This window comes from Streptomyces xingningensis (genome assembly GCF_054957865.1).
In genome coordinates, this window is the sequence record NZ_JBDJPF010000053.1 from 47,430 (window position 1) to 53,429 (window position 6,000).

The 6,000-nt window shown below is 66.1% G+C and carries 7 protein-coding genes; all 7 read right to left on the minus strand.

Annotation, left to right across the window (positions count from 1 at the left end):
* Positions 1–7 precede the first annotated feature (7 nt).
* Positions 8–286, minus strand: coding sequence for a CopG family transcriptional regulator (locus ABCR83_RS24365; RefSeq protein ID WP_462697298.1), 279 nt, complete (start codon positions 284–286; stop codon positions 8–10).
* Between the two features lie 62 nt (positions 287–348).
* On the minus strand, positions 349–1,563 hold the full coding sequence (locus ABCR83_RS24370) for a methyltransferase domain-containing protein (protein WP_462697299.1): 1,215 nt from the start codon (positions 1,561–1,563) through the stop codon (positions 349–351).
* Positions 1,560–2,525, minus strand: coding sequence for an ATP-grasp ribosomal peptide maturase (gene tgmB, locus ABCR83_RS24375; RefSeq protein ID WP_462697300.1), 966 nt, complete (start codon positions 2,523–2,525; stop codon positions 1,560–1,562). The genes ABCR83_RS24370 and tgmB overlap by 4 nt, the downstream gene beginning before the upstream one ends.
* A gap of 6 nt (positions 2,526–2,531) precedes the next feature.
* A complete protein-coding gene (tgmA, locus tag ABCR83_RS24380) occupies positions 2,532–2,831 on the minus strand; it encodes a putative ATP-grasp-modified RiPP (protein ID WP_462697301.1) in 300 nt (99 codons plus the stop codon).
* Between the two features lie 256 nt (positions 2,832–3,087).
* A complete protein-coding gene (locus tag ABCR83_RS24385; protein WP_462697302.1) occupies positions 3,088–3,609 on the minus strand; it encodes a hypothetical protein in 522 nt (173 codons plus the stop codon).
* Between the two features lie 401 nt (positions 3,610–4,010).
* Entirely contained in the window at positions 4,011–5,171 is a 1,161-nt protein-coding gene (locus tag ABCR83_RS24390) for a helix-turn-helix domain-containing protein (protein ID WP_462697303.1), read from the minus strand.
* Positions 5,172–5,277: 106 nt separating this feature from the next.
* A complete protein-coding gene (locus tag ABCR83_RS24395; protein ID WP_462697304.1) occupies positions 5,278–5,916 on the minus strand; it encodes an HAD family hydrolase in 639 nt (212 codons plus the stop codon).
* Between the last annotated feature and the right edge of the window lie 84 nt (positions 5,917–6,000).

Consider the following 6,000-nt stretch of genomic DNA (forward strand, 5'->3'; position numbering starts at 1 on the left):
CGCTTCTTCACGCAGCTTCTCCGGCGTTGCGCTGTCCGTCGGTGCGGCGCCGCTCGTGTTCGGCGTCGAGTTCCTCCAGCTCGTCGAGCACTGCCGCATGCTCGTCCTCAGTGACGGGCCCGTGTTCTTCCTGCAGCCAGTCGACCAGTTCAGCAAGCCGGTCCCGGTCACGCTTGAAGCGCAGCGCCTCGGCAACGTACGCCGACAGGCCCCGCTCCGCCGCCTCCGCGCGGATCTCGTCCAGAAGATCCTCAGGGATCGTCACCGTTACTTTCTTCGTCGCCATATAAGAGACCATGCTCTTGGTGTCGCTCCCCTTACCAGCAGATCAGGGGATCACAAGCCGATTCAGGGGTACACAGCTGCGGGCTGTTGGTCAGCAGGGGGGAGTTCCCATCGTCGGCCCCCGGGGATGTGCCATACGGACGCACGGCCGTCAGCTTCGCGGACGTACCCGAACTGGTCCGGGGCAGGGCGGCCGTTGCGGGTCCACCACCTCCACTCGGTCTCGACCTGCCGCCAGAGGTCAGCAGTACCGCCATATGTCACGGTCCCGGTGCCGCTTCCGGTGAGGGGAGCACGGGCCCATGAGCCGTCGCTGCCCTGGAGTTGGAAGGACGTCGTGCCGGTGTCGTCGAGGTGGTAGACGAGCCTGGTTCCGGGAAGGCGGAAGGCCAATAGCAGGCGGAAGGGGTAGTGGGCCTGGATGTCGCGCGCCGTGACGGGAGTCGGGCAAGTGCCGACTTCAGGTGCGGCTAGGGTGTGTTGTTGGGGGCGGGGATAGGCACTGGCGTCGCTGCGTGCGGCCATGAACCGACCGGTGGTGCTGGTGAACCTTCCGCGGAGGCGGGACTCCCCGTCGAGGGTGAGACGGACGAGTCCGCCTTCGATGCCCAGAGCGACGTCGGTGTGGATGACGGACCCGGGCCTGGCTTGCTCGATCCATGCCTGGGGGATGGCCGGTACCGAGCACGTCGAGATGATCCGGTCAAACGGGCCTCCGGCAGGGTGGCCGGCCTGCCCGTCGTCGGCGGCGAGCAGCGGGCGGTAGCCGATCTCGGCGAGATGGCTTTCCGCGGCGTGGACAAGCGCGGGGGCAATGTCGACGGAATGCACGGCACGATCCCCGAGGCGCGCGCACAAAAGAGCCGCGTTATACCCCGTGCCGGTGCCGACTTCGAGAACGCGGTGCCCGTCCTCAACACTGAGTTCTTCCAGCATCCTGGCCATGAGGCTTGGGAGCGTGCTGGACGAAGTGGGGATGCCGGTCCATGCCGTCTCGTCGATCTGCTCGGCGGTCTCGGGGTCCAGCGCGGTGACAAGCGTGGTGTCGCGGTAGACACGGACCAACTGAGCGTCGGCTGTGGTTGCTTGATGCCGACGCCATACGGTGATGCCCCTGTCGTTGGTCTCCTGCTCGTACCACACCGGGACGAAGACGTGCCGAGGCACGGCGGCGAAGACATCGGCCCACTGGGGCGACCGGACCGCGCCGGCCTTCCTGAGCTCGACGGCGAGCGCGGCCATGTACGGGCGTGCGGCTTCAAGGGTGGGAGCGGTCACGCGGCGACTCCTGTCAGTTCGTCGGCGATGGCTTCGGCGATGGGCAGGCCCGTGGCGTGCTGTATCCAGTCCCACTGCCCGCAAGGGTTCGCTTCCAAGAACGTCCACTCTCCGGTGGGTGACACGATGAAGTCGATTGCTGCGAACCGGAGTTCAAGCCGCCTCATCAAGCGCCGCACCCCTTCCGCCGTGTCGTCGGGGGTATCGGTCGCCCGGTAGGTCAACGAACGGTAGTCACTGCGCCAGTCCGTGTGCGCCTGAGCACTACCGGCGTAGACCTCGGCGGCGAGCAGTCGGTCACCGGCCACGGTCAGCCGTACCTCATACGCCTTGTCAACCCATGCCTGAAAGAGGTGGGCGGTTGTGTCGATGCCACGTAGGTCGGCGAGGTCGTGCCTGGTGAGTTTGTGGGTGTAGACGAGCTTGAGCTCGTCGGCCTCGATGAACACGGGAGAGGCGATGGGCTTGCAGATCAGAGGGCCACCGACGTCGTCGGCGAATGCACGGATGGCGTCGGGGCTGTTGGTGATCAGGGTTGGGGGGATGATGAGACCGCACTCGCGGGCTGCGGCGAGCTGGAGTGGCTTGTATTCGGCACGCGACATGGCGGCTGGGTGGTTGACCCATCGGCAGTCCAGGGCCGAGACGATGCCGCCGAGTCCTGCTCTGGCCTGAGCTGCGGCGAACCTGCGTTCTGGCTCGGACATGCCCTCCGGGAGGCGAAACATGTTCGGTGTGCGGTAGTAGACGCCACCAATCTCGGCGAGGTCGACGGTGCGGTGCGGGGTGGAGAGTCCGCCGGCCCACCCTTGCCGGGCATCGATACGCCCTGCAAGGGTGAGTCGTTGCGGAAACTCGGCGGTGTCCATACGGAACACCTCCACCCCGCGCTCAGTGAGCACCTTCACGACACGGTCCGTGGGCCAGTCGTCTTGGGCTGCGATCACGAGGACGGGGGTCACGGTCACTCAGTCCTTGGGTCCCTCGTCGAGGGGCGGCGGGTTTTCGGCGCTGCCGTCCGGGACGGTGGGGCTGTGCGTATTGCCCATGTAGGGCAGCGGTCCGTCATACAGGCCGACGGACATCTGCGCCTGCTCGTCGTAGATTGCGGACGGTTTGACGGTGGCCGTTGTGGGGTCAGGGGCTACCGCGAATCGCAGGAGCCACGGGCGGGTGGTGAAGTGGGTCGGGGGCTCACTGCTGTTGATGAGCCGTCCTCCCTCGGGAACAAGCGGGAACGCCTCCCGCGGGTGCGTAACAGTGGTCATTTGCAGTTCTCTCGTTGGTTGTTGGTCGATAGGACGGGGATTAGATTGCCGGGCTGTTCCCCGCGAACGCCTGGTACGGGCAGCGTCGCCGTGAGGGATCCACCGAAGGCAGGAAGGTCATACCGATCCTCTCGTCCGGTCTTCGACGGCCTGACCCAACGCCGGACAACGCGGGCCCCGCACAAGACGAAAGCTCCGTGTGCGGGAGACGGATCACGACGGCCCTGCCCGTGCTGTCGTGGGACGGATGAACCGGCTACCTCTCGCGCCCCCGAGCCTTGCTCTGGCCGATGAGCAGCCGGAGGTTCACCGGGTCACAGAGCATGCTCTCGTCCTCCGGCGCTGGAAGCAGCCAGTAGGCGCCGGGCGGCCCGTGGCGGACGGGTGTGGGCAGGGAGACATAGCCGAGTTCGCCTGCAATGGTGGTGCCCGGCTCTTTCCACTGCTGTGTGGTGCCGGGCGGGACGAGAACGGTGTATTGGTGGCCGGTGCGGGAGACGGTCACCGAGTTGGTGATGCCGACGGCGCGAAAGTGGGCTTCGATCGTGTCCTTGTCCTGGACGCCGTCGATTCCGGCCTCGACGAGCGCGGCAGGCAGGTGAACGACGTCGAAGCGGTGACCGCTGCGCAGTGTGGCGGGCAGTTTCCTGCGCCATGTGCTCAGCACGTCGTACGGGTGCGCTTCCCCGGACGTGAGCCACTGGGCGGACTTGTGGTCGAGGAAACCGGCGTCGTTGGTGAGCGCGAAGGGGTCGAAGAAAGGGGGATGAACCATCATGGGAATGCCTCTTGTTGAGGTGGAGGGAACGTGTTGCGGTTCATGCGGGCTCCGCCCGCACTTGGCGAGGGAGGCCGGCGCAGCGCGGAGATCTTCGGGTGGCGTCAAGCGGCCAGTGCCGTCGGTCATCCGTGCACCTGCTGATGACACGAGCAGGTGCACGGCAACGACTCGGTGCAGCGGTCGGAGCTGTCGCCGGAGATACAGCGGATACTCGTGGCACCGTGGCACGAGCGGTGGCGGCTGGTCCGGCAATCCTCAGTGATGTGCAGGGCAGGACGACGGGTCACGAGCACTACTTTGGTCATTGCCTCTCCTACCTGCCCGTTCATGCGCGGGCATGGAGATGGTGACCCACCGTGGATGGGACAAGTACCCCTGCGAGGGGTAGGCCGGTACGGTTATCCGGTGGCGTGACACCACTCGGCGAAGTGGGTGAGAGATTCGGCGTCGGCCCGCCTCAACCGCCGCAAGGTGCCAGCGACTTCACGAACCCAGGGGTGCTCCCGCGTATGTTGGGGAGCGATGTGGCGAGCGACCTTCAAGGATTCGAAGGCGTCATCGGGCCGTCCTGTCCACAGCTGAACACGGGCCAGTTCGATGTAGAACCCGGAGCGCCGCTCTGCTGGCATGTCCTGCGGCGGAGCCCACTCACGGGCCACATCCAATGCACCCTGGAGGTAATTGCCGCCCAGACTTACAGCTACGGACACTTGATGAGTGCGCACGGAATGCGGACCGAAGGCAGTACCTGCGTAGACGCCTTCGCACACACGATCGCCAAGCGTCCGGGCCTCGCGGAGATGCAGTTCGGCGGCATCGGCGTCGCCCGCCCTGCCGGCGATGACCGCAGCGCGCATGTGAAGGGCCCCACGTGCGGCTGTGACACCGGCACTTGTGGGCGGAGGCGAAGCGTCAATAGCAGTCTCCAGGACTCGGAGACCAGTCCGATATGTGCGTGCAGCAAAGTAGATCTCGGTACCCACGTACGCGACGGTGGCGTCCAACAATTGGTCGTCAGCCGCGCCCGCGGCCCACTTCATGAGGCCGATCAACCGGGCCGACAGGTCCCGGGCACCGTACTTGAAGGCGACGGCGTCCGCGGTGCGGTAAGCCGATACCAACAGGCCGGCCGCCTCCCGGCGCTCCGCGTGCTGTGCCGTGTGCAGCACCCGCGAGAGTTCAGCGAGAAGACCGGGCAACTTGCGGGCGATCAAGATGTATTGGGCGCCGAGCCGCCAAGACTCCGCCTTCGCCACGGCATCCCGCAGCTCCGGGAACGATCGGACCGGCCCGTCCTCGGGCATGTCGTACGTGGCGAGGACTGCCGAGAGGGCAGGCATGGCGTTGTGGACGCGAGCGTCGGCATGAGATCGCTGGGGAAGGAGCTTGGACAGGTCGACGCCCATCGCCTCGGCAAGAGCTTCAAGGACCGTGTCGCTGGCCCCGCGCTCGTCCCGCTCGATCTTGCGGAGAGTCCCGAGCGCCAGCCCTGCCCCGTCGGCAAGCTGCTGTTGGGTCAGTTTGGCAAGGCGACGCTGATAGGCAACGTACTTCCCCACCCCACTATGTGATGAGGGCACAGTGAGTCTCCGTTCGAAGCGCTTGCCTGCACGGCACCCACGGATTCGCCGGTGCACCGTCGTCTCATTATCTCGATCCCATGGGCTACGGCCGGAGAAGGCCGACCAGCTCCGTCAGGGACTCGATACGCCAGTCAGCCGCGGCGGCCTCTGAGCTGTCCGCCCACAGATGGCCCAGGGGGCCGCGTCGAAGGTGCGCCGTGCGCAGCCCTGCGGCGGCTGCCGGGACGCAGTCGTTGGCTGGGTGGTCTCCGACGTAGACGGTTCGATCGGGTGCCGTCTTGGCAAGGTCAATCACGCGATCGAAGAAGGCTGCTGCTGGCTTGGCCACCCCCCATTCCGCCGAAGTGGCGATGCCATCGACGGGCAGGTTCATGGCACTCAGCAATTCCCCGGCGCGGGCGGTCTGATTGCCTGCGAGGAAGACTCGCAGGCCGACGGAACGAAGTGACTGGAGCGCCGGCCGAACATCTGGGTACAGGTCACTATCGTCCAGGTGCTCGGCGAAGCCGGCCGCCTCCCTGGCCTGGATCTCGGACTTCAGATCGATCCCGGGCCGGATCAGCCTGATGGCGTCGGCGTTGTCTCGTCCTTGGGACACGACAGCACCGACGAGTGCGGAGAGCGTATGTCGGGGGACTCCGAGCCAGTCGGCCCAGGAGGCCCAGCCACGGTCGTCCTTGACGATCGTTTCTCCGACATCCAGCACCACTGTTTCGATCACGCCACGCAGCTTATGGCCTTCCCCTCGTAGCGTAGAGACCGTGAGTGCAAGGGAAGTTGGGAGTCATGGCGAACACGAGACGGA

What these genes read in the sequence shown, in the direction of transcription:
- tgmA (WP_462697301.1), bottom strand. Translation starts at nt 2,831, where the DNA reads ATGACCACTGTTACGCACCCGCGGGAGGCGTTCCCGCTTGTTCCCGAG.
- ABCR83_RS24385 (WP_462697302.1), bottom strand. Translation starts at nt 3,609, where the DNA reads ATGATGGTTCATCCCCCTTTCTTCGACCCCTTCGCGCTCACCAACGAC.
- ABCR83_RS24365 (WP_462697298.1), bottom strand. Translation starts at nt 286, where the DNA reads ATGGCGACGAAGAAAGTAACGGTGACGATCCCTGAGGATCTTCTGGAC.